This is a genomic window from Nonomuraea sp. NPDC050540, assembly GCF_044457485.1.
Classification (GTDB): Bacteria; Actinomycetota; Actinomycetes; order Streptosporangiales; family Streptosporangiaceae; genus Nonomuraea.
The window spans coordinates 223,318-244,742 of sequence record NZ_JBITHA010000012.1 but is presented as its reverse complement, the minus strand read 5'-3'; the positions used below and the strand labels follow the sequence as shown (position 1 = coordinate 244,742).

General features: G+C 74.1%; 20 protein-coding genes. 12 read left to right on the top strand and 8 right to left on the bottom strand.

What is annotated here, in order from left to right:
• Position 1: 1 nt before the first annotated feature.
• A complete protein-coding gene (locus ACIBI5_RS35310; RefSeq protein ID WP_397253123.1) occupies positions 2 to 868 on the bottom strand; it encodes a hypothetical protein in 867 nt (288 codons plus the stop codon).
• Between the two features lie 155 nt (positions 869 to 1,023).
• Between ACIBI5_RS35310 and ACIBI5_RS35305 the strand changes: the two genes are divergently transcribed.
• From ACIBI5_RS35305 to ACIBI5_RS35285, 5 genes are all read left to right on the top strand, one after another.
• On the top strand, positions 1,024 to 3,318 hold the full coding sequence (locus tag ACIBI5_RS35305; RefSeq protein WP_397253121.1) for an ATP-binding protein: 2,295 nt from the start codon (positions 1,024 to 1,026) through the stop codon (positions 3,316 to 3,318).
• A 35-nt stretch (positions 3,319 to 3,353) separates the two neighbouring features.
• A complete protein-coding gene (locus ACIBI5_RS35300) occupies positions 3,354 to 3,761 on the top strand; it encodes a hypothetical protein (RefSeq protein WP_397253119.1) in 408 nt (135 codons plus the stop codon).
• Positions 3,762 to 3,849: 88 nt separating this feature from the next.
• A complete protein-coding gene (locus ACIBI5_RS35295; protein WP_397253117.1) occupies positions 3,850 to 4,965 on the top strand; it encodes an epoxide hydrolase family protein in 1,116 nt (371 codons plus the stop codon).
• Between the two features lie 72 nt (positions 4,966 to 5,037).
• Positions 5,038 to 7,065, top strand: a complete 2,028-nt coding sequence (locus ACIBI5_RS35290) for a hydantoinase/oxoprolinase family protein (protein WP_397253115.1) — start codon at positions 5,038 to 5,040, stop codon at positions 7,063 to 7,065.
• On the top strand, positions 7,062 to 8,684 hold the full coding sequence (locus tag ACIBI5_RS35285) for a hydantoinase B/oxoprolinase family protein (protein ID WP_397253113.1): 1,623 nt from the start codon (positions 7,062 to 7,064) through the stop codon (positions 8,682 to 8,684). Before ACIBI5_RS35290 ends, ACIBI5_RS35285 begins: the two co-directional genes overlap by 4 nt.
• Before the next feature lie 22 nt (positions 8,685 to 8,706).
• On the opposite strand, the gene ACIBI5_RS35280 is transcribed toward ACIBI5_RS35285, so the two are convergent.
• Positions 8,707 to 9,297, bottom strand: coding sequence for a TetR/AcrR family transcriptional regulator (locus ACIBI5_RS35280; protein ID WP_397253111.1), 591 nt, complete (start codon positions 9,295 to 9,297; stop codon positions 8,707 to 8,709).
• A gap of 89 nt (positions 9,298 to 9,386) precedes the next feature.
• Here ACIBI5_RS35280 and ACIBI5_RS35275 point away from each other — a divergent pair, with 89 nt between their 5' ends.
• Positions 9,387 to 10,187, top strand: a complete 801-nt coding sequence (locus ACIBI5_RS35275; RefSeq protein ID WP_397253109.1) for a class I SAM-dependent methyltransferase — start codon at positions 9,387 to 9,389, stop codon at positions 10,185 to 10,187.
• On the opposite strand, the gene ACIBI5_RS35270 is transcribed toward ACIBI5_RS35275, so the two are convergent.
• Positions 10,177 to 11,385: an alpha/beta hydrolase gene (locus tag ACIBI5_RS35270; protein WP_397253107.1), complete on the bottom strand. Its 1,209-nt coding sequence runs from the start codon at positions 11,383 to 11,385 to the stop codon at positions 10,177 to 10,179. The two genes, ACIBI5_RS35275 and ACIBI5_RS35270, sit on opposite strands and share 11 nt — an antisense overlap.
• 164 nt (positions 11,386 to 11,549) lie before the next feature.
• Here ACIBI5_RS35270 and ACIBI5_RS35265 point away from each other — a divergent pair, with 164 nt between their 5' ends.
• Together ACIBI5_RS35265 and ACIBI5_RS35260 are read left to right on the top strand one after the other, a co-directional pair.
• Positions 11,550 to 12,170: an IMPACT family protein gene (locus tag ACIBI5_RS35265; protein WP_397253105.1), complete on the top strand. Its 621-nt coding sequence runs from the start codon at positions 11,550 to 11,552 to the stop codon at positions 12,168 to 12,170.
• 44 nt (positions 12,171 to 12,214) lie between these two features.
• The gene (locus ACIBI5_RS35260; RefSeq protein ID WP_397253103.1) at positions 12,215 to 13,249 is read left to right on the top strand and encodes a DUF4037 domain-containing protein; all 1,035 of its coding nucleotides are present in this window, start codon (positions 12,215 to 12,217) and stop codon (positions 13,247 to 13,249) included.
• A gap of 109 nt (positions 13,250 to 13,358) precedes the next feature.
• Here ACIBI5_RS35260 and ACIBI5_RS35255 read toward each other — a convergent pair whose 3' ends face one another.
• Complete coding sequence (locus ACIBI5_RS35255) at positions 13,359 to 13,871, bottom strand: hypothetical protein (RefSeq protein ID WP_397253101.1); 513 nt, start codon at positions 13,869 to 13,871, stop codon at positions 13,359 to 13,361.
• A complete protein-coding gene (locus tag ACIBI5_RS35250; RefSeq protein WP_397253099.1) occupies positions 13,868 to 14,668 on the bottom strand; it encodes a MerR family transcriptional regulator in 801 nt (266 codons plus the stop codon). The genes ACIBI5_RS35255 and ACIBI5_RS35250 overlap by 4 nt, the downstream gene beginning before the upstream one ends.
• A 177-nt stretch (positions 14,669 to 14,845) precedes the next feature.
• Here ACIBI5_RS35250 and ACIBI5_RS35245 point away from each other — a divergent pair, with 177 nt between their 5' ends.
• The 3 genes from ACIBI5_RS35245 (at position 14,846) to ACIBI5_RS35235 (ending at position 17,434) form a co-directional block, all read left to right on the top strand.
• A complete protein-coding gene (locus ACIBI5_RS35245; protein ID WP_397253097.1) occupies positions 14,846 to 16,252 on the top strand; it encodes an MFS transporter in 1,407 nt (468 codons plus the stop codon).
• A 95-nt stretch (positions 16,253 to 16,347) separates the two neighbouring features.
• Positions 16,348 to 16,671 carry an ArsR/SmtB family transcription factor gene (locus tag ACIBI5_RS35240; RefSeq protein ID WP_379624212.1) on the top strand — a complete coding sequence of 108 codons (324 nt, stop codon included), beginning with the start codon at positions 16,348 to 16,350 and terminating at the stop codon, positions 16,669 to 16,671.
• A complete protein-coding gene (locus tag ACIBI5_RS35235) occupies positions 16,649 to 17,434 on the top strand; it encodes an SRPBCC family protein (RefSeq protein WP_397253095.1) in 786 nt (261 codons plus the stop codon). The genes ACIBI5_RS35240 and ACIBI5_RS35235 overlap by 23 nt, the downstream gene beginning before the upstream one ends.
• A gap of 246 nt (positions 17,435 to 17,680) precedes the next feature.
• Here ACIBI5_RS35235 and ACIBI5_RS35230 read toward each other — a convergent pair whose 3' ends face one another.
• Positions 17,681 to 18,856: an MFS transporter gene (locus ACIBI5_RS35230; RefSeq protein ID WP_397253093.1), complete on the bottom strand. Its 1,176-nt coding sequence runs from the start codon at positions 18,854 to 18,856 to the stop codon at positions 17,681 to 17,683.
• 28 nt (positions 18,857 to 18,884) lie between these two features.
• Between ACIBI5_RS35230 and ACIBI5_RS35225 the strand changes: the two genes are divergently transcribed.
• Positions 18,885 to 19,268 carry a MerR family transcriptional regulator gene (locus tag ACIBI5_RS35225; protein ID WP_397253091.1) on the top strand — a complete coding sequence of 128 codons (384 nt, stop codon included), beginning with the start codon at positions 18,885 to 18,887 and terminating at the stop codon, positions 19,266 to 19,268.
• A 142-nt stretch (positions 19,269 to 19,410) separates the two neighbouring features.
• Here ACIBI5_RS35225 and ACIBI5_RS35220 read toward each other — a convergent pair whose 3' ends face one another.
• Positions 19,411 to 20,934 carry a PH domain-containing protein gene (locus ACIBI5_RS35220; protein ID WP_397253089.1) on the bottom strand — a complete coding sequence of 508 codons (1,524 nt, stop codon included), beginning with the start codon at positions 20,932 to 20,934 and terminating at the stop codon, positions 19,411 to 19,413.
• Complete coding sequence (locus ACIBI5_RS35215; protein WP_397253087.1) at positions 20,931 to 21,410, bottom strand: PH domain-containing protein; 480 nt, start codon at positions 21,408 to 21,410, stop codon at positions 20,931 to 20,933. Before ACIBI5_RS35215 ends, ACIBI5_RS35220 begins: the two co-directional genes overlap by 4 nt.
• Positions 21,411 to 21,425 lie beyond the last annotated feature (15 nt).

The window sequence follows — 21,425 nt, the reverse complement described above, 5'->3', positions numbered from 1 at the left end:
TCTACATTGTAAAGGCGCGGAGGTGGAACGGCATGCGGTACCAGCGCCCGTCCACCGCGGCCGAGTCGACGAGCACGATGGAGCGCTCCACCAGCCGGGCCACGGCCTCGGCGGCGTCTGCGGCGTCGGCGGCGCGGTGGCCGGTCAGGGCGCGCTCGGCCTCCTCCAGGCCGAACGCGGTGTCGAAGGCGGCCAGGCGCTGCCAGGCCTGGGCGTCGAGCGGCTGGCACTGGCGATGGCTCCAGGCGGCGGCCGCGCGCATGCTGGCGTGCCGGGCCGGGTGCGCGGGGCCGGCGGGCAGGCTGTGGAAGGCGCCGTTGTCGAGCATCTCGGCGAGCTTGCCGGACTCCAGCAGGTGCTCGGCGGCGATCTCGATGGCCAGAGGCAGGCCTTCGAGGCGGGCCAGGACGGCGGGGTCGGCGCGCAGGCCGCCGGAGCGTAGGTGGAAGAGGGTGGCGGCGTCGGGCGCCGACAGGGGGCCGGCGACGGTGACGTGCTCGCCGGGGATGCTCAGCACCTCGCGGCCGGTGACCAGGACGCGCAGGTCGGGCAGGGCGCGCAGCAGGCGTTCGACGAGGGCGACGCAGCGGTCGACGACGTGGTCGCAGGTGTCCAGGACGAGCAGGCGGGGCGGTTCGCCGCCGTCCCAGGGCAGGCGCTCGCCGCTGAGGATCGTCTCGTGGACGTTGGAGGGGTCGAGGTCGATCAGGCGGGCGGCCGGGTCGAAGCCGGCGGCCACCGCGCGGGCCAGTGCGCTCTTGCCGACGCCCCCGGCTCCGGTGATGGTCACCAGCCGTTCGCGGCCGAGCAGGTGGAGGATCTTGTTCCGGTGTTGATCACGCCCGACGAGGGCGTCGCCCGCACTCACGCTCTGAGTGTTCTGGATGCGGGGGGCGTGGCGCCTCGGGCGGGCGTACCTATCCGCATACCTAAAATCGGGGCTGGATCTTCTAGGTATACCCCCTTACGAATTGTCATCCGGCGCGTACGCTGAGGCAATCGAGGCGGATCCGGGAGGGGTCGATGGCACCGGCGATGGACTTGCGGCGCGGGGGCCTTCCCGTGCAGGTGACCGGGTTCGTCGGCCGGACGGGTGAGCTGGCGATGGTGGCCAGGCTGCTGGGCGAGGCCCGGCTGGTGACGCTGGTGGGCCCGGGTGGCGTGGGCAAGACGCGGATCGCGTTACAGGGCGCCCATGAGGCGCGTGAGCGTTTCGCCGACGGGGTGTGCCTGGTGGAGCTGTCGGCGCTGGTGGACGCGGGGCTGCTGGCGCACACGGTGGCGGCGGCGCTGGGGCTGCCGGAGCAGGACGCGCGGCCGGCGCTGGATCATCTGGTGGACTGCCTGGCGGGGCGGCAGGTGCTGCTGGTGCTGGACACGTGTGAGCATCTGGTCGAGGCGTGCGCGATGCTGGCGGAGGTGCTGCTGCGGGAGGCGCCGGCGGTGACGATCCTGGCCACGACGCGTCAGCCGCTGGACGTGGCCGGTGAGCACACCTTGTCGATCCCGCCGCTGCCGGTGCTCGATCTGGGCTCGGGCCAGGACGCGGTGGCGTTGTTCGCGCAGCGGGCGGCGGCGGTGGTGCCGGGGTTCACGGTGAACGAGGACAATCACGCGTCGGTGGCGGCCCTGTGCCGGCGGCTGGACGGGATTCCGCTGGCGATCGAGCTGGCGACGGTGCGGTTGCGGGCGATCCCGCTGGAGGGGTTGCTGGCGCGGCTGGAGGATCGGTTCAGCCTGCTGACGGCGCGGCGCAGCGCGTTGCCGCGGCATCAGACGCTGCGCACGACGATCACGTGGAGCCATGATCTGTGCGATGGCGACGAGCGGCTGCTGTGGGCGCGGCTGTCGGTGTTCGCGGGGTCGTTCGACCTGGCGGCGGCCGAGGCGGTGTGCCAGGACGAGCAGTTGCCGGTGGGGCGGATCATCGAGCATCTGGTCGGGCTGGTGGACAAGTCGGTGCTGCTGCGGATGGAGGGGCGCCAGGACCGTTACCGGCTGCTGGACACGTTGCGGGAGTTCGGGGCCGAGCAGCTGGCGCTGATGGGGCAGCAGGAGAAGGTGCGGCGGCGGCATCTGGACTATTTCCGGTCGCTGGCCGAGCGGTTCTCGCGGCGGGCGTTCACCGGGGATCAGCTGGCGCTGTATCACGAGCTGGACCAGGAGCGTGCGAACGTGCGGGCGGCGCTGGAGTTCGCGCTGGGTCAGGCGGGCGGGGAGCGGGCGGCGTTGCGGTTCGCGGTGTCGCTGTGGCCGTACTGGTTGTGCGGGGCGCGGCTGGCCGAGGGGCGGGTGTGGCTGGAGCGGGCGCTCGACCGGGTGCCGGCGTGGGTTCCCGAGCGGGCCGAGGGGCTGGGGCATCTGGGGTTCTTCGCGTTGCAGCAGGGGGCGCAGCGGGTGGCGTTGCCGTGGATCGAGGAGTCGCTGGCGATCGCGAAGGAGCTGGACGATGAGCGGCTGCGGGCGCTGGCGATCCAGCATCTGGCGGTGCACCGGCTGCTGAGCGGGCGGCCGGATGAGGGGTTTCCGCTGTTCGACGACGCGTGTGCGCGGTTGACGGCGCTGGGGGACCGTACGGGGCTGGCGATCGCGCTGATGGAGAAGGGGGCGTTGCACGCGCTGTCGGGCGATGGGAAGACGGCGCTGGTGGTGACCGGCGAGGTGCTGGAGCTGCTGGGTGAGGGGTCGGGGGAGTGCTGGTTGCAGGGGTATGTGTTGTTCCTGCGGGCGCTGGCGCGCTGGACGCTGGGTGATCTGGCGGGGTCGGTGCGGGAGGCGCGGCTGGCCGTGCGGATGAAGTACGCGCTGGGTGATCATCTGGCGGTGGCCGACTGCCTGGAGCTGCTGGCGTGGCAGGCGGCCGATCAGGAGCGGATGGTGCGGGCGGGCTGGCTGCTGGGGGCGGCCGATCGGGTGTGGCAGCAGTTCGCCGCGCCGCTGGCGGGTGCGCCGTTGCTGCTGCGCCATCACGACCGGGCGATCGCGCTGGTGTCGAAGAGCCTGGGTGCTGAGCGGTATGCGGCGATCTTCCGGCAGGGGTCGGGATTGTCGCCGGGGGACGCGGTGGAGCTGGCGGACCTGGATGTGGACGCGATCCCGGTGCAGGCGCCGCGGCGGGCGGCGATGGAGCTGTTGTCGCCGCGTGAGCGTGAGGTGGCGGGGCTGGTGGAGGAGGGGCTGACGAACCGGGAGATCGCCGAGCGGCTGGTGATCTCGAAGCGGACGGCGGACGCGCACGTGGAGCACATCCTGGCGAAGCTGGGGGTGTCGTCGCGGGTGGAGATCGCGGAGCTGGTGGCGGCGGGCAGTGGTTCCTGAGGGCGCGGTGGTTTCTGAGGGCGGAAGGGGTCGGGATGGACGTGGCGGTGCTCGCGCATGACGTGATGCCGTACGTGAGTGCGGCGGTCAGCGCGTACGGCGGGGCGGTGCTGGCCAAGACGCAGGAGGCGGCGGCGCAGTCCACGGTGGGTCTGGGTACGAGGATCCTGCGGCGGCTGTTCGGCGGCGCCGAGGCCGGGGCGGCGGGGCGGGAGGCGATCGAGGAGCTGGCGGCGCATCCGGGCGACGCCGATTACGTGGCGGCGCTGCGGCTGGCGATCCGCCGGGCGCTGGAGGCCGAGCCGGGGCTCGCGGGTGAGATCGCGGCCATGGTGCCGGCGCCGTCGGTGACGGCGTCGGGGGAGCGTGCGGTGGCGGTCGGCGGCGCGAACTCGGGCCTGATCGTCACCGGCGACGACGCGAAGGTGGAGTACCCCCGCTGAAGCAGGCGATGGCCGGACAGTGTCTTGTTGCGCCTTCCGAACCGTATGGTGTACGGTACAGCGTACCGAAACTTTGGAGGAGTACGCCTTGACCCTCATCCAGCCCTTCACCCTCGCCGTCCCCGCCGCCGACCTGGACGATCTGCGCACGCGGCTCGACCAGGTGCGCTGGCCCGACGAGGTGCCCGGCCAGGGCTGGCGCCTCGGAGTCCCGCTGGCCGAGCTGAAGGACCTCGTCGCGTACTGGCGCGGCGGCTACGACTGGCGCGCGGCCGAGGCCGAGATCAACGCCCACCCGCAGTTCACCACCGAGATCGACGGCCAGAACGTGCACTTCCTGCACGTGCGCTGCCCGCGCCCCGACGCGCTGCCCCTGCTCATCACCCACGGCTGGCCCAGCTCGCCGGTGGAGTACCTGGACGTCATCGCGCCGCTGGCGCGCGAGTTCCACCTGGTCATCCCGTCGCTGCCGGGATACGGCCTGTCCGGCCCGACCCGGGAGATGGGCTGGGGCGCCACCCGCATCGCCGGAGCCTGGCTGGAGCTGATGTCCCGCCTGGGCTATGAGCGCTTCGGCGTGCAGGGCGGCGACTGGGGCACGTGGATCTCGCGCGAGATCGGCGTGCTGGCGCCCGAGCGGGTCGCCGGCATGCACGGCAACGGCCTGATCTGCTTCCCGCTCGGCCTGCCCGGCGAGATGGAGGACCTCACCGCGACCGAGACCGAGCGCATGGCCTTCCGCGAGGCCTACCCGCACGAGCAGTACGGCTACAAGCTCATCCAGTCCACCCGCCCGCAGGCCTTCGCCTACGGCATGGCCGACTCCCCCGTGGCGCTGCTGGCCTGGTTCGCCAGCGTCTACCACGAGTGGAGCGACGGCGGTGTCGACCGCGACCGGCTGCTGACCACGACCATGATCTACTGGCTGACCAACACGGCGGGCTCGGCGGCCCGCTCGTTCGTCGAGACGCCCGACACCGAGCAGGACACCACGGTGGAGTGGGAGCTGAAGCCCGCCACGGTGCCGACGGCGATCTCGGTCTTCCCGCGCGACATCCTGCGCCCGATCCGCCGCTTCGCCGAGCGCGACAACAACGTCGTGGCGTGGATCGAGCACGAGCGGGGCGGCACGTTCGCCGCGCTGGAGCAGCCGCAGGCCTACGTCACCGACGTGCGGGAGTTCTTCACCCAGCTCCGGGCATGACGCCCGGAATCCGGCCCTGCGCTGTGCACCCCGCACAGCGGAGCGGGCCGGACTCCGCATACGGTGCGGGGCATGACGTATCGAGTCGCGATGGACATCGGCGGCACCTTCACCGACGTTGTCTGCTACGACGAGCGCAGTGGTGCCGTCGTGGCGGCCAAGGCCCCCTCCACCCCCGGCGACCTGGCCGAGGGCGTGTTCAACGCCCTCGGCCGCGTCGTTGCCGATCCCGCGCGCATCTCCTTCTTCGTCCACGGCACCACGCAGGGGCTCAACGCGCTGCTGGAGCGCAAGGGCGCCCGCGTGCTGCTGCTGACCTCCGGCGGCGCCCGTGACGTGTACCAGATAGCCCGCGGCAACCGCGAGCGCATGTTCGACCTGCGCTACCGCAAGCCCGTCCCGCTGGTGCCGCGCGCCGATGTCATGGAGGCCGCGGGCCGGCTGGACTGGCGCGGCGAGGAGCTGACCCCCCTGGACGAGCCCGCGGTACGGCGCGCGGCCCGCCGGGCCCGCGAGGAGGGCTTCGACGCGGTCGCGGTGAGCCTGCTGTTCTCCTACGCCAACCCCGCCCACGAGATCCGGGCGGGCCAGATCCTGCGCGAGGAACTCGGCCCTGACGTGCTGGTCGTGCTCAGCCACGAGGTGGCGCGCGAGTGGCGCGAGTACGAGCGCACCTCCAGCGCCGTGCTGGAGGCCTACACCGGCCCGGTCGTGCGCCGCTACCTGGCCGGCATCCAGGACCGTTTCGCCGGGCGCGGGCTGGGCGTGCCGGTGCACGTCATGCAGTCCTCCGGCGGCCTGGTCAACGCCGGGTACGCGATGCGCCGCCCGCTGCAGACGCTGCTGTCGGGCCCGGTCGGCGGCACGATGGGCGGAGTGGCGGCGTCGCGGCTGCTGGGCGGCGGGAACGCGATCTGCGTGGACATGGGCGGCACCTCCTTCGACGTCTCCCTGGTCGTGGGCGGGCGGCCCGACGTCAGCGCCGAGGCCCGCATCGAGGGCTACCCGGTGCTGATGCCGATCGTGAACCTGCACACCATCGGCGCGGGCGGCGGTTCGCTGGCCTACGCCGAGGCGGGGGCGCTGCGGGTGGGCCCGGAGTCGGCGGGAGCCGTACCCGGCCCCGCCTGTTACGGCCGCGGCGGCACCCGGGCCACCGTCACCGACGCCAACCTGGTGCTCGGCCGGGTCGATCCGGCCTGGTTCGCCGGCGGCCTGATGACCCTCGACACCGGCGCGGCGGAGAAGGCGATCGCGTCCCTGGCGGGTGAGCTGGGCATGGACCCGCTGCGGCTGGCCGAAGGCGTGTGCGAGGTGGCCAACGCCAAGATGGCCCAGGCGATCCGCACGCTGACGGTCGAGCACGGCGTGGAGCCGAGGGAGTTCACGCTGGTGGCCTTCGGCGGGGCCGGGGCCATGCACGCGGCGTTCATCGCCCGGGAACTGGGCATCACCGACGTTGTCGTGCCGCGCTTTCCCGGCGCGTTCTCGGCGTGGGGGATGCTGGAGGCCGACGTGCGCCGCGACCTCACCCACCCGTTCTTCCGGCCCCAGGCCGGGGTGGACGGCGGCGAGATGGCGGCGCGGCTGCGGGAGCTGGAAGGCCAGGCTTTGCGGGAGCTGGCCGGGCAGGGCGTGCCCGAGGACCGGCGCCGGGTCGAGCACGCGGTCGACATGCGCTACGAGGGCCAGGACTACACGCTGACCATCCCCCTGCGCGAGGCCGCCGAGCCGGCCGGGCCCGGGTTCCTCGCCGCGCTGGCCGCGCGCTACGCCGAGGCCCACACCGGGCGTTACGGCCACGCCACGCCCGAGGCCGCGGTCGAGCTGGTCATGCTGCGCAGCACCGGGTTCGGCACCTTCCCCAAGAGCACGGCCGCGCCCCGGGCGGCCGGGCGGGCGCAGGCGCCGGCCGTACGAGATGTGATCTTCAACGGCGCGGCGCGCCGCACGCCGGTGCTGCGCCGCGCCGACCTGGACGGCGAGCTGGCGGGGCCGGCGATCGTGGTCGAGGAGACCGCGACCACGGTCATCCCGCCCGGCTGCCGGGTCACCGTCGACGTCAACGGCTTCCTCCTGATCAAGGTGAATTCTCTGTGATCGACCCCGTCACCACGGAAATCATCCGCTGCGCCCTGCTTCAGGCGGCGGAGGACATGAACACCACCCTCATCCGCTCCTCCTACACCCCCGTCATCTACGAGGCGAAGGACTGCGCGGTCGCGCTGCTGGACCGTGAGCACCAGGTGCTCGGCCAGTCGTCCGGGCTGCCGATCTTCCTGGGCAACCTGGAGGTGTGCACGCGCGAGACCGAACGCCTGCACGGACGGCAGGTGTGGCGCGAGGGCGACGTGTGGGTGCTCAACGACTCCTACATCGGCGGTACCCACCTCAACGACGTCACCGTCTACGGGCCGATCTTCGCCGGTGGCGAGCTGGCCGGGTTCGCCGCCTCGCGGGCGCACTGGCTGGATGTGGGCTCGAAGGACCCCGGCGGCTCCATGGACTCCACCTCGATCTTCCAGGAGGGACTGCGGCTGGGCCCGGTGAAGATCTACGAGGGCGGGCGGCCGTGCCGCGACCTGCACGAGGTCATCGCCCGCAACGTACGCTTCCCGCACGCGACACTCGGCGACATGCGCGCCCAGGTCGCCTGCGCGATGACCGGTCAGCGGCGGCTGTCGGAGATCGTGGCGCGCTGGGGGGTGGAGACGGTGATGGCCGCGCGCGATGAGATCTTCGCCCAGACCGAGCGGCTGGAACGGCAGGCGATCGCGGCCCTTCCCGACGGCGTCTACACCGCCGGCGGCCACCTGGACAACGACGGCATCACGCTGGAGCGTCCGCTGCCGGTCAACGTCACCGTGACGGTCGATGGCGAGCGGATCGCGGTCGACCTGACCGACTGCGCCGACCAGGCCACCGGCCCGGTCAACTGCGGCGCGGCCCAGGCGGTGGCGGCGGTGCGAGTGGCCTACAAGCTGCTGGTCAGCGGCGAGGTGCCGCTGAACGGCGGCTCGTTCCGCCCGCTGGAGGTGGTGACGCGGCCGGGCAGCATGCTGGCCGCCCGCTCCCCGGCCGCCTGCCAGTACTACTACTCCCACCTGGGCCTGCTCATCGACCTGGTGGTCAAGGCGCTGGCGCCGGTGCTGCCGGAGCGGGCCGCGGCCGCCTCCTACGGCGACTCGCTCATCGTGCAGTTCACCGGCACCGATCCGCGCACCGGCGCGATGTACGTCTCGCAGGAGGCGACCGTCGGCGGCTGGGGCGCCTGGGAGGGCGGCGACGGCGAGTCGGCGCTGATCAACAACGTCAACGGGTCGCTGCGGGACATGCCGATCGAGGTCCTGGAGACGTTGTTCCCGGTGCGGGTCACCCGCTACGCGATACGGCCCGGCACCGGGGGCGCGGGGCAGTGGCGGGGCGGCAACGGCGTGGTGCGCGAGTACGAGTTCCTGGGCGACACCTCGCTGTCGCTGTGGTTCGAGCGCTCGGTCACGCCGGCGTGGGGCCTGGCGGGCGGCGGCGCGGGCGCGCCCCCGCGCGTGGTCCTCAATCCGGATACGGCGGGCGAGCGCGCCATGCTGAAGGTCAACGCCCTGCCGGTGGCGGCCGGTGAGGTGTTGCGCTGCGAGTCGGGCGGCGGCGGCGGTTACGGCCCGCCCGAGCGGCGCGCCCCAGAGGCCCGCGCCGAGGACGCCACCCAGGGCATGACCTGACGGCGTGGCCTGAGGGCGCGGGTCACCCGGCGGTGACGCCGCTCAGGACGGAGGCCACCATGGCGCGCACGGCCTCGTCCGTGGGCGGGGGGCCGGTGCGGTCGGCGTAGAGCAGGTGGCCGGCGCCGATGAGGGTGGGCGCGAGCGTGCCGGGGTCGGCGCCGGCGGCGAGGCGGCCCAGGTCGCGTTCGGCGGCGAGGTAGGCGGCGAGCATGGCGCTCGCCTCGGTGAGCAGCGGCAGCCCGTTCGGCGTGCTTTGGCGCAGGCGGGCGCGCAGGTCGTCGCGGAAGGTGACGAGACCGACGATGGCGACGGCGACCGCGTCGAACAGTTCGCCGAGCGCGGCGGCGAGGTTGCCGGCGACGGTCGCGGTGCCCGCTTTGGCGCGCAGGGCGGCGGCCTGGGCGTCGAGGCGGGCGATGCGGTCGCGGACGAGGGCGGCCAGGAAGTCGTCGAAGTCGGCGAAGTGGCGGTGCAGGACGCCCTTGGCGCAGCCGGCCTCGGTGGTGACGGCGCGGCTGGTCAGCCCGTGCGGGCCGGTGCGCAGCAGGATGCGCTCGGCGGCCTCGAACAGCTGCTCGCGCGCGTCGCGCAGGGCCACTCCGGTGGGCATCGCGGGTCTCCTCCCGAGGCGGGGCCGCTCGGCCACGCTGCGGGCGAACGACCTTGTTTGAGTGGGCGAGCGCCCACTAGTGTGGGCGTATGCCCACTATAACGCCGGGGCGGGAGCCCCATGAGCATCGCGAGATCGCCGAGTCCTTCGGCAACGACGCCGAGCGCTACGACCGCGCCCGCCCCCGCTACCCCGAGGCCCTGATCGAGCGCGTCGCCGCCGCCGGCCCTGCCGTCCTGGACGTCGGCTGCGGCACCGGGATCGCCGCCCGCCAGTTCCAGGCGGCCGGGCGCCGGGTGCTGGGCGTCGAGCCGGACGCCCGCATGGCCGCCACGGCGCGGCGGCTCGGCGTGGAGGCCGAAGTGGCCACGTTCGAGGAGTGGCAGGCCGGCGGGCGGGTGTTCGACGCGGTCGCCGCCGCCCAGGCCTGGCACTGGATCGACCCCGTCGCCGGCGCCGCCAAGGCCGCCTCGGTGCTGCGGCCGGGAGGCGTGCTGGCCGTGTTCTGGAACGTCGCCCAGCCGCCGGCCGAGCTGTCGCAGGCGCTGGCCGACCTGCACGCGCGGCTCGTGCCCGACTCGCCGTTCGACCCGCGGGCCTGGGCCACGCGGGCCGAGCCGTACGCGCCGATGATGGCCACGGCCGTGGAGGGCATCGCCGAGGCGGGCGGTTTCGGCGAGCCCGAGCGGTGGCGTCAGGACTGGCAGACGCCGTGCACGCGCGAGCAGTGGCTGGACCAGCTGCCCACCTCCGGCATGTTCACCCGCCTGGCGCCGGAGCTGGTGGCCGACCTGCTGGAGGGCGCAGGCGCCGCGGTCGACGCGCTGGGCGGCACGTTCACCATGCGCTACACGAGCGTGGCCGTGCTGGCCACGCGCCTCACGGGGTGAGGAAGCCGCGCAGCAGGCGTAGGTAGGCGGCGGGCTGGTCGTGGGAGATGCCGTGCCCGGCGCCGGCGACCTCGACCAGGCGGGCGGCGGGCAGGGTGTCGCGGTAGGCGGCGGCGATGTGCGGGCGGACGTAGTCGCAGGTGCCGCGCAGGATCAGGGCGGGCACGCGGACCTGGCGCAGGCGGGGCCGGGGGTCGGGCACGCGCAGGGTGTCGGCGACGGTGAACTGGTTGGCGTAGAAGCCGGGCGCGTTGCCGTGCACGGGGGCGGGCGGGGCGCCGGGGCAGGTGGTGGCGTCCTTGCCGGTCAGCAGCAGTTCGCGCATCCGGGCGTCGGCCTCGCGGTCGGGGACCAGGGCGTGCGCGGCGGCCGGGGCGTTGTCCAGCAGCAGGGACAGGGCGATCATGCGCGGGTCGCCGAGCAGGTCGTCGCGGCGGCGCGATTGCTCGGGGGTCAGGCGCTTCCACGGCTCGCCGACCTCCCCCGCGGCCGGCGCCCACAACGCGCCCGGGGAGACGAACACGGCCTTGGCCACCCGGCCCGGGTGGGCGGCCAGGTAGGCGGCGCTCAGCGTGGCGCCCCAGGAACGGCCGACGAGGATCAGCTTCGGCGCGCCGAGCAGGCCCCTGATCGCCTCCAGGTCGGCGACCTGGCGGGCGACGGTGTAGCCGGTCACGTCGGCCAGGCGGCTGGAGCGTCCCGCGCCGAGCTGGTCGTAGGCGTAGACGTCGAAGCCGTCGGCGGCCAGGTCCGCGGCGCCTTCGGGCAGGCCTTCGCCGGCCGTTCCCGGCCCGCCGTGCAGGAAGATCACCGGGTACGGCCGTGCCCCGCCCCGGCGGTGGGCGTAGGCGATGCGGGAGCCGGTGGGCAGGTCCCAGTAGCGCACGTGCGCCGGATCGGCGGCGGCCGGCGGCACCGGCCAGGGCCGCAGGACGAGCGCCCAAGCCCCGGCCGCCGACAACGCGGTGACGGCCAGGGCGAACCCGGCGGCCGCCCCGCGGGTCGGCAGGCGTACGGCGAGGCGGCCCAGCAGGAAGGCGGTGAGCAGGCAGGCCGTGACGGCGCCCGCGTACAACAGGGGCGGGGACGCGGTGACGGCGGCCAGGGCCAGGAAGGCGCAGGCGGCGGCCGCGACGGCCAGGATCGAGGCCAGCAGCGCGGCCAGGACTCCCGCCGTGCGGCGCAGGAAGGTGAGCATGGCGACCAAGATGCTCGTCGCGGGGGTGGCGCGGCATCGGGAGCGACCCCGGCCTTGGCCCTGAGAGCGCGCCCGCCGGCTCCTCCGGCAGGACCCGTGCGATGCCCGCCGTGCGGCGGGGTCCCAGCAGTTGATCTACTTTGTAAAGGCGATAGGCTGGGAGAATGGCTCAGCCGTACCTCACCCTCACCACCCTCATCGAGCACGAGAACGAGGTACGGCGCTCACGCTTCATCTGCGCGATCGCTCCCGCGGCGAGTGCCGGGCAGGCGCAGGCGTTCGTCGCCGAGCGGCGGCGGCTGCACCCCTCGGCCACGCACAACTGCTCCGCCTACGTGATCGGGCAGAGCGTGCAGAAGGGCGACGACGACGGCGAGCCGGGCGGCACGGCGGGCACGCCGATGGTGCAGGCGCTGGTCGGGCGGGGTTTCAGCGATGTGGTGGCGGTGGTGACGCGCTACTTCGGCGGGGTGCTGCTCGGGGCGGGCGGCCTGGTGCGGGCCTACGGCTCCGCGGTGACCGAGACGCTCGACCGGGCCGAGCCGGTGCGGATGGTGCCGGCCCGGCTGATGCGGGTCGCGGTGGCGCACGACCAGGCGGGCCGGGCCGAGAACGATCTGCGTGCTTCGCGGTATGCCGTGCGTGAGGTGGCCTATGGGGCGTCGGTGGTGTTCTCGGTGGCGGTGGGCGCCGATGAGGTGGCGGCGTTCGAGGACTGGGTGGCGACGCTGACGGCCGGGCGGGCCCTGGTGGAGGCCGGGCGGGCCCTCCACGTGCCGGGCTGAAATATTGGGGTGAGCTTTGGGGGCGGGTCAGGCAGAGTTGACGAATGATGTCCGATTTCGTACCTGGTCTTGAGTTGTCCCGCGCCTTCTACGGCGAGGTCGTGGCTCCGCTGGTCGGGGCCGTTCCGCACAGTGCCGCGCTGATCGGCCCTGGTTCTGAGGTGCTGGCGTTCGACACCGAGCGTTCGGCCGACCATGACTGGGGGCCGAGGGTGCTGGTGTTCGTCGAGGGCGGGGATGTGGCGGCGGTGCGGGCCGCGGTGGCGGCGGGGCTGCCGGAGCGTTTCGGCGGGTATCCGACGGTGTTCGGGTACCGGGGCCGGTCGGGGCCGGGGGTGCGGGTGTGTGAGCTGGGCGCCTGGCTGGAGGAGGTGCTGGGGTTCGATCCGCGCGGCGGGGTGTCGGTGATGGACTGGTTGTCGGTGCCGTGGCAGCGCCTGGCGGAGGTGACCGGTGGGGAGGTCTTCCACGATGGGCTGGGGGAGCTGGAGGCGGCGCGGGAGGCGTTGAGCTGGTATCCGCGGGATGTGTGGCGGTATGTGCTGGCGTGTCAGTGGATGCGGATCGCGCAGGAGGAGCCGTTTCCCGGGCGGTGCGGTGAGGTGGGGGACGAGCTGGGTTCGGCGGTGGTGGGGGCCGGGCTGGTGCGTGAGGTGATGCGGCTGGCGTTGTTGCTGCGGCGGCGCTACCCGCCGTATGCGAAGTGGCTGGGGAGCGCGTTGGCGCGGGTGCCGGGGTCGGCGGAGCTGGGTGAGGCGCTGGCGGTGGCGGTGGGGGCGCGTTCGTGGCGGGAGCGGGAGGCGGGGCTGGCGCGGGCCTACAGCCGGGTGGCGGCGGTGCAGAACCGGATGGCTTTGGCCGAGCCGTTGGATGCGCGGGTGCGGGGGTTTCACGACCGGCCGTTCCTGGTGATCGGCGGGGAGCGGTTCGCGGGGGCGTTGCTCGCGGCGGTGTCGGATCCGCAGGTGGCGGCGTTGCCGGTGGTGGGGTGTGTGGATCAGTTGTCGGATGGGGTGGCGGTGGTGCGTGGTCCGGGGGTGGCGCGGGCGGTGACGGAGGCGGCGTTGCGGGCGGCCTGAGCTTCCCGGCCTTTCCGATGCTTCCGGCCCTCGGCCCTCCGCCCTTGCGCTCTTGGGTCTTCAGATCTTCACGCCTTCAGGGCTCTGGGCCGGGCTTTCGGGTTGGGGTTCAGGCTGGGCGGACGGGCTGGCGCAGGAGGGTGCGCGGGTGGGGGTCGTCGTGCGGGGTCAGGTAGATCTCGTGGTGGAGGCCGTTGGGGTGCAGGTGGTGTTCGCGCATGTAGGCGTTGATGCGGTCGAGGGTGCGGGGTTCGTCGCTGTAGGGGCCTTCGTGGAGGAGTTCGACGCAGTCGCCTTCGGTGTGGGTGGCCAGCCGTACGCGGTCGACGGGGGCGCCTGAGGGGCGGGCGGCTTCGCGGGCGCGTTCGAGCTGTCCCGGTTGTGGTACGGCGTGCAGGGCGATGAGCAGGTGCCAGCGCCACTGGTCGCGGGGGACGGTGAGCGGGGGCCGGTCGTCTTCGACCCACCATTGGCCTTCGAGGGGGCCGTGGCCGGTGGTGAGGGTGGTGGCGAGGGTGTGCAGGGCGTGGATGGCGCCGGCGTGTTCGGGGCCGCCGGGTGCGCCGATGCCGGTGACGTTGAGGCAGGTGACGGGGCCGTGGGTGGTGCGGGTGGGGGTCATGGGTGGTCCTCGGGGTCGATGGGGATCATGAGGTGGGTCAGGAGGCGGTCGGGCGGGGTGGTGGCGGGGTCGGAGACGTAGACCTCGCGGATGGGGCCGGTCAGGGGGTGTCCGCGTTCGGCGCACCAGGCCAGGACGGCGTGGGCGGTGAGGGAGATCTGGTCGTAGGGGCCGGTGTGGGTGGCGCTGGCGAAGGTGCCGCCGGGCAGGAGGGCGCGTTCGAGTCCGGGGGTGGGTGGTGGGGGCTGGCCGGGGGTGAGGGCGAGGGTGGCGGTGATGTCGATGTGGTCGTCGAGGTCGATGGGGAACAGGGCGGTGAGCTCGGGCGGTCGCTGGCCGGGGGCGGCGGCCAGCAGGCGCGCGATGGCGGTGGAGGTGGCGCGGGGGATGTCGGCGGGGCCGGTGGCGTGTTCGCGGGTGAGCAGGACGGTGCGGGTGGGTTCGGTGGTGAGGTGGACGGGGGCGCCGGGCAGGCCGTCGGTGATGAGGCGTTCGAGGGAGGCGAGGGTGCGGCGGCGGCGGTCGAGTTCGGCTTCGAGGTCGTGGCGTACGTGGTCGAGTGCGGCGGTGGCTCCGGCCAGGACGTCGGCGACGGTGGCCAGGGGGACGTCGAGGGAGCGCAGCAGGCCGATGGTGAGGGCGTGGCGGGCTTGGGCGGGGTGGTAGTAGCGGTAGCCGGTGTCGGGGTCGACGTGGGCGGGGGTGAGCAGGCCGAGTTCGGCGTAGTGCCGGAGTTGTTTGATGCTCAGGCGGCTCAGGCGGGCGAACTGCCCGATCGGCATGAGGTCTGCGTCCACGTGTTCCAGGATGGTCTCTCCGGTGGGGGGAGAGTCCATCCGGGGGTGTTTTCCGGTGGTGGCGTTTAGGCTGAGGGTCGTGAGGATCCTCGGTTGAGGCGTCGCCCCGCTGTTGCCGGGCTTTGAGGATCGGGCCGGTTCGCCGGTCGCGCCTTCCTGACGTTTGGGAGGCGTGTGATGGGCGGCACCGTTCGCCGTGTGGTCGTCGTGGTGGTGGCCGGGGTTGCGGCCAGCATGGCGCTGGGGGAGTTCATTCCGTTCCTGCCGGTGCTGGGGGTGCGGTTCGGGTGGCCGCTGACCGCTGTGGGCTGGGTGTCGTCGGGGATCACGCTGGTGGCGGCGTTGGCGTGCCTGCCGCTCGGGGTGGTGATCGGAGGCCGGCGGCTGGAGCGGGTGTTCGTGGTGGGGCTGCTGGTGCTGGGTGTGTCGGGGGTCGTGGCCGGGTGCGCGGGTGGTGCGGGTGTGCTGGTGGCGGCGCGGGGCGGTCAGGCGGTGGGGTACGCGCTGGTGGTGATCGCGGGGCCGGTGCTGCTGGCGCGGATGCCGCTGGAAGGTGGGCGGCGGGTGGGGCTGGCTTTGTGGGGGTTGTGTGTGCCGGCGGGGCTGGCGCTGGTGGGTGGCGTCGCCGCGGTGGTGGGGGCGTCGGGGTGGCGGATGGTCGTGGTGGTGGGGGCGTCGGGGTGGCGGATGGTCGTGGTGGGTGTGGGGGTGCTGGCGTTGGTCTTGGGGGTGGCGGCCCACGTGATGTTCGCGTACACCATGCCCGCGTACACCATGCCCGCGCACGTCATGCCCGCCCAGGTGACGTCCGCGCACGTGCTGCCGGGCCGCGCGACGCCCCTTGCCGCCCGCGCGACGCCGGTGGCCGGGTGTGCCTTACGGGGTGGCGGCTTTGCGAGCATCTGGCCGCGTCGACGGGGGCGGCGTGAGGGGGCCGGGTCGTGGTGGCGGGTGGTGGGGGTGGCTGCTGGGTTCGGGTTGATCGCGCTGGTCGGGGTGAGTGTGGTCACCGTGCTCGCGTCCTATCTGGCCTTCCGGTACGGCCTGCCCGCCGCGTCCGCGAGCCTGCTGACCGGGCTGGTGGCGGCGGCCAGTGTGCCGGGCAGCGTGGTGGCCGGGGCGATGTTGCGGGCGGGGGTGCGCCCGGCCCGGCTGCTGGTCACGGCTGTGCTCATGGCGCCGCTGGCGCCGGCCGTGTTCGGGCAGGGGCCGTTGTCCCTGGCGGTGGTGGGTGCGGCGGCGATCCTGGCGGTCAACGGCCTGGCGGTCTCGGCCATCTTCGCCGGCCTCCCCGACCTGAGCACCGGCGACCCCGACCGGGCCGGGGGCAGTCGCGATCTGGCCGGTGGCACTCCGGGCGTGGACGTTGCCGGCCCTGGCCTGGGGGATGGGACCACCGCCGGGACCGCGCGGACGGTGGCCGCGGTGACCCAGGCCGGAAGCGTGGGCACCCTGATCGGCCCGCCTGTCTACCTCTGGACGGCCGGGACCGCGGGCTGGCCCGCGACGATCGGGTTGACCGCCGCGATCGTGTGCGCCGGAGTCGCCTGCGCGATCGCGGCGCTCACACCGACCCGGCATTGATCTGGGTGGGTCGGCCGGGCTGGGCCTTCCCCGCCTTCTGACCACCCCTGAACATGCCGTTTGCGTTATATAACTGGCAACGTATACTTGTGGGCATGTTCGACGTTCTCGCCGAGCCGGTCAGGAGGCAGATCCTCGACCTGCTGCGCGAGCGGCCGCGTCTGGTGGGGGAGCTGGCCGAGCGTACCGGGCTCAGCCAGCCCGGCACCTCCAAGCACCTGCGCGTGCTGCGCGAGGCGGGCCTGGTCGCCGTCCGCAAGGACGCCCAGCGCCGCTGGTATGAGCTGCGCCCGCAGCCCCTGGCCGAGATCGACGCCTGGCTGGCCCCTTACCGAGGCCTGTGGACGGCGAGCTTCGACGCGCTCGAAGCTCACCTGGAGACGATGGAGGACCGTGATGCACGACCGCCTGAGCAGTGACGGCGCCCGCACCAGCCTGCACATGGAACGCCGCCTGCCGCACCCGCCCGAACGCGTGTGGCGGGCCCTGACCGAACCCGCGCAGGTGCGGCAGTGGTTCCCGGCCGACATGCGGGTCGAAGGCGAGCGGGTCGTCTACGGCTTCGGCCCCGAAGGACGCGTGCTGGCCTTCGACCCGCCCCGCCTGTTCGCCCACACCTGGGGCGAGGACGAACTGCGCTGGGAGATCCGCCCCGACGGCGAGGCCAGCGTCCTGACGCTCACCCATACCTTCGGCGACCGGTTCGGCGCGGCCAGCTTCGCCGCCGGGTGGCACACCTGTGTGCGGGCGATGGCCGCCGTCCTGGACGGCCGTCCCGTGGCCGCCGCCCGCGACAGCGCCGCCCTGCACGAGGACTTCGTCGCCCTGCTCGGCCTCGACGGCGCCCGCCCGCACCGGCCGGGCCTGCGCTACGAACGCCAGCTCACCCGCCCCGCCGCCCAGACGTGGCGGCATCTGTCCGGCGACGGCGCGCGCCTGGGCTCGCCGCCCCCGCCCGCGTTCGTCCCCGCCGGGGTGAGCGCGGGCGCGGTCAGCGCGCTGGAGGGCGGCAAGCTGCTGGAGTACGGCACCTCGGCCGGCACCGTCCGCTGGGAACTGGCCGAGGGCACCGGCCAGGGCCCCCGCCTCATCGTCACCGACACCGGGACGGCCGAGGCCGCCACGTGGCGCGCCCACATCGAACACCTGGCCAACACCTTGTCCGACCAGCCCCTCACCTGACAGACCTGGGCCGAGCCGGCCGCGTGTCCGTGGCGGACTGCCCACGTGCCCACCGGTGGATGGGTGCTCGTCCGGGTCCGTCGCGGGTGCCCGTCCAGGTGGTGGCCGGGCGCCGTTGCGGCGCCCGGCCCGTGCGACGTGAGCGGCGATCCCCCCGGCCTGCGCGCGCCGTCGTCGGCGGGTGGGGTGTGGGGCGGCTTGCCGTAACGGAGGGAAAGGCCTGTACGACAGCGCGCGGCCGGTTCCTCAAGCGATCGTTTCACTCACCGGCGAGCGCGGCCGCCGGTCGCGGCCGATCACCGATGTCGCGGCCAGCGCCGCCGCCACCAGCGCCAGCGCGGTCCACGGCAGCACCCACGCGCCCGCCGACTCCAGCAGCAGCCCGCCCGCCAGCGACCCGGCCGCGATGCCGGCGTTGTAGACGGTGGTCTGCAGGGCGGTGGCGACGTCGGCGTGGGGGGCGCCGGTGCGTTCGATGAGGGCGCTTTGCAGCAGCGTCGGCACCCCGCCGAACGCCAGCCCCCACACCGCGGCCGCCACCAGCACTACCGGGGGCGACGTGCCCGCGGCCCCGAGTCCGGCCATCGCCGCGCCCACTCCCGCGAGCGCGGACACCAGCGCCGCCCGCGGCCGCCCGTCGATGAACACCCCCGTCAGCCACACCCCCGCCACCGTCGCCGCCCCGAACACCAGCAGCACCCCGCCCGCCTCCATCGCCGCCCGCCGGGCGAGCGGCGCGAGGTAGGTGTAGACGGCCTGGTGGGCGAGTAGGACGACCAGCGTCACCGACAGCCAGGCCCGCACTCCTGGCAGGGCCGCCACCGACCGCAACGGCAGCCGCCGCGCCGCGGCCTGGCCCGGCACGGGCGGCACCGCGCGCGCCACCCACAGCGCCAGCAGCGCAGCCGCGACGGCCAGCACTCCGAACGCGGCCCGCCACCCGGCCGCCTGCGCCAGCGCGCTGCCGGCCGGTAGTCCCGCGCACAACGCCAGCGTGATCCCCGCCGAGACGATCGCGATGGCCCGCCCGCGCCGCTCGGCGGGCACCAGCCGGGCCGCGTACCCGATGAGCATCGCCCACAGCGTGCCGCCCGCCACCCCGGCCAGCAGCCTCAGCGCGAACGTCAGCGGGTACGACGATGACAGCGCGGTCGCGGCGTTCAGCAGCGCGAAGCAGCCCAGCACCGCCAGCAGCACCGGGCGGCGCGGCAGCGAACGCACCGCCGCGGTGATCGGGATCGCCGACAGGAACGAGGTCAGCGCGTAGCCGGTGACCAGGAAGCCCGCCTGGCCGGGCGATACCGACAGCTCCCGGCTGAGCTGGGGCAGCAGGCCGGCGGGCAGGAGTTCGGTGACGACGGCGGTGAAGGCCGCGCACGACAGCGCCGCCAGCGCCCCCGCCGGAAGCCGGGTGGTCGACATGCGGCTATCGTGAAACCTTCACATCAGTGTGAAGGCAAACGTGGGGGCGGGCATGCGGATCGGCGAGCTGTCGCGGCGCACCGGGGTGCCTGCCCGGATGCTGCGCTACTACGAGGAACAAGGCCTGCTGGAACCCGGACGGGCCGACAACGGCTACCGCCTCTACGGCGCGACGGCGATCTACCGGGTGCAGCAGATCCGCGGCCTGCTCGACTCCGGCCTCACCACGGAGATCATCCGCCGTATCCTGCCGTTCCTGGACGCCGGCGACATCCACCTGCACCCCCACTGTCTCACCCCGGAACTGGCCGCCCTCCTGCAGGCCGAGGCCGACCGCATCACCGCCCGCATCGACTGCCTGGCCCGCAACCGCGACGCCCTCCTGCGCTATCTGTCCGCCGTCCGCGGCTGACCCCCCCCCTTGTTTTCGCCGCGGTACGGCGCGCGGCGGCGGACAACCGGTGGAAGGCCCGCGGGCCGCCTCGCCACGGTCGGCCGGATGCGCGTCGTGTGGCTGTGCGGGCCGTCCTGGCCGGACGCGTGCGCCTGCGCTCTCACCCCGCCGCAGGTGGCAGTGCGGGTGCTGCGGGCCGCGTGGCGGGCGGGCCGGTGAGGAAGGGGGTCAGCAGGCCGGGCAGGGTCTGTTCGGCGAAGCGCACGCCCTCGCCCATGAACACGTCCTTGACGTGGTAGACGCCGCGCCCGCCCGGGGTGGTGGCGCTGAGCCGGCACAGGGTGGAGCGGCGGTGCCAGGCCCATCGGGTGAAGGTCCAGCCGATGATCCCGCCGCGGCGTAGCGCGATGGTGCGGCGTTTGAGGGTGCCGTGGCGGGTGACCAGGTAGGGGCCGGTCAGGCCGTGGCCGAGGTTGCGGTAGGCGTCGCGCGCCAGCAGGAGCCCGCCCGCGCCCGCCGCCGGCGTGGCGATCCAGGCGAGCGTGAGCAGCGGCGGCCACAGCCACGCCCCCAGCGCCGCCAGGAGCGCGCCCAGCGCGGCGGCGGCCAGCAGCGCCCAGCGCACCCGGCGCGCCAGCGCGAGCCGGGGGTGGGCCAGGAGCCGGACGGTGCGGGCGGGGTTGTCGGCTTCGCGCAGGACGGCGGCGGCGACCCGGTGGGCGTGGGCGATCGGCGCGGGCGGCAGCAGGGCGCTGGCGTTGAAGGCGCGCATCTCCTGTTCGGCGCTGCCGGAGCCGGTGACGACGGCGTAGGTGGAGGCGGCGCCGGCGGTGCGCAGCAGCAGCGGTTCGGCGATCTCGACGCCGTGCAGGCGTTCCTCCTGCAGGGTGGCCGAGCGGGTGACGAACAGGCCGCGGGTGGCGCGCAGGCCGCCGTCGGGTTCGCGCACCAGGCGGAAGTTCCACCACGTCTCGGTGGCCAGGGCCAGGGTGGCGGTGATGCCGGCCAGCAGGAGCCCGAGCGCGGTCAGGGAGCCGACGAGCAGGAGGTCGGAGCGGCCGAGCCAGTCGATGAGGCGGGGGATCAGGACGGTGTCGGGTTCGTAGCCGAGCAGGTCCAGGCCCTGGTAGGTGGCGCCGAGCGCGCCGACGCCGAGGGCGGGGGTGGCGACCGACAGTGGCGCCAGCCGCAGCCAGCGCCGCTGCCCGAGCGCGATCGTCTGCTCGCCTGCGGCGCCGTCGCGGCGGATGAGGGCCGCGCGCAGCGCCTGGGCCTGGCCTCGGGGCAGCGCGTTGAGGGTCAGGGCCGCCTGCTGGTCGGAGGAGGTACGGTGGCCGGTCTCGACCTTGACCACCGCCAGGGAGAACACGCGCTGCAGCGGGTTGGCGCTCAGCTCGACGCTGCGCACGCGGGCGCGGGGGATGGAGCGATGGCGGCGCAGCAGGACCCCGGTGCGCATCTCGATGTGCTCGTCCGTCAGCCGGTAGCGGGTCTTGGCCCACAGCAGCGCCTCGTAGGCGATCCCGGACAGCACCAGCGGGACCGGCGCGCTCAGCCACCAGGGGGCCTCGCGCCACCACAGCACCGCCAGCGCGGCCACCATCACCCCGGCGCACCAGGCGGCCGCCACCCAGATGATCCGCACGTCCAGCCGCCGCCAAGGCGGATCGGTGTGGGGGTTCACGCGGCGTCGCCGCCCCGGGCGCGGGCGGCCAGATCCTCGGCCAGCAGCCGCGCGTCCTCGTGGTCCAGGCCGTCGATCGTCAGCGCCCCGGCCGCCGAGGCGGTGGTCACCACCACGCTCGACAGCCCGAACAACTGCTGCAGTGGCCCGCGCAGCGTGTCCACCGTCTGGATGCGTTCCATCGGCGCGATCCGCCACTGCTCGCGCACCCATCCGGCCCGCGTGAACACCGCCTCCCGCGCCACCTCCCACCGGTGCACCCGCATCCGCCACGGCGGCATCACCAGGATGTAGAACAAGCCGGGAACGGCCACGATGGCGGCCGCCAGCAGCAGCCACCGCCGGGCGGGCGTGATCAGCAGCGCGAGCAGCACCAGCAGCAGCACCGGCGGCAGCACGCTCACCACGGCCTGGGCCAGCCACCAGCCGAACGCGCGTTCGTCGGGGCTTCGGCTGGGCGGTCGCAGAGTGTCCATGACGACCACGGTAGG